Origin of the sequence: Skermanella aerolata KACC 11604 (assembly GCF_000936425.1) — a bacterium.
Taxonomy (GTDB): Bacteria; Pseudomonadota; Alphaproteobacteria; order Azospirillales; family Azospirillaceae; genus Skermanella; species Skermanella aerolata.
Genome location: NZ_AVFK01000173.1, coordinates 1 through 1057, shown reverse-complemented (window position 1 = coordinate 1057; position 1057 = coordinate 1). Strand labels below are relative to the sequence as shown.

Below are 1057 nucleotides of genomic sequence, written 5' to 3'. Positions count from 1 at the left end.
AGAAGAGCGTACCGGGGGCCATATGGGGAATGTCGGCGAGACGCCGGCCGGTATAGTCGCGGGCCGAGCGCGCGGCGACGTCCGTTCCCACCAGCCTGAACCGGAAGTCCAGCCCGGCCGACGAGCCCTGGTCCTGCTCCTTGGCCGGTTGGTGAATGACATCCAGCAGAACCACATTGGGCAGCAGCGCTCCGATGTCGAGCGGATCGACGTCGCGGCGGGCCGGCATCAGTCTTCCCCGCCTGAGACCCTGCCAGTAGGAGAAGCCTTGCCGTATTCTCAGCGGCATGGACAGCAGGGCGTCGGGCGACAGACCAAGCTCCGACATCAGAAGCTCATCGCTTGGATTTGAGGAAACAATCGTCATAGCTTCAGCATAGTTGAAGAGGTTGAACGGCAGGTGAAGCGACACCTTTTTATCATACCGAAGCCAAGCAGGTCCAAAACGGTGCCTCAGAATCTCGAAGGGCGGCGTGTATTCACTGCGGCGAAGAAACGCCCCCCAGCCATTCTCCGGCACTGGGTCCGGCGGTATTCCTCCGCTGTCGCCCGCGGTTCCTACAAGATCGCAATCCGTACCAGGAACGCAACCATCTCTTCTGCTTCCACTGCCACCGAAGCCTACCGGCCGTCGTTAGAGGGTAATAAAACTCACGAATACAAAGATGAAAAACCCTCGCCGGGTGGCAGGTCTCCGGTGATCTGAAGAAGATCACCGGAGACCATGCCGACAGGTTAGTGGGCTTGTGGGGGTCAACGGCCATCCGTCCCATTCTCGCCCAGCTCAGCGGTGACGCAACCGGGACCATAATGACCGGGCTGCGAACGGGCACCCTCGGGAAAGCCGTTGACCTCGACCGTGACGATCCGGTCGGCGCCTCGTTGGGCGCCTCGGATACTGAACGCGACGCTCAGCTGTTCGGCAACCCGGCCGCTTTCATCAACCGTTCCGTCCCGACGGCTGTGGTGGGTGCTACCCGAACAGCACCAATTCTCGCAGCAGGCGGACCGGATCGTGGCCATCGATCACGTGCCGGGCGACCTCGACACTGTCCAG

The 1057-nt window shown here is 61.6% G+C and carries 2 protein-coding genes; one reads left to right on the top strand and one right to left on the bottom strand.

Going from position 1 to position 1057, the window contains the following annotated elements:
- Window positions 1-328, bottom strand: a 328-nt coding sequence (locus N826_RS39040; protein WP_169789523.1) for a PAS domain-containing protein, incomplete at its 3' end; no start/stop codon positions are given.
- Window positions 329-847: 519 nt separating this feature from the next.
- Between N826_RS39040 and N826_RS45095 the strand changes: the two genes are divergently transcribed.
- The coding region (locus N826_RS45095; protein ID WP_211099526.1) for a hypothetical protein at window positions 848-1057 on the top strand (210 nt) is incomplete at its 3' end.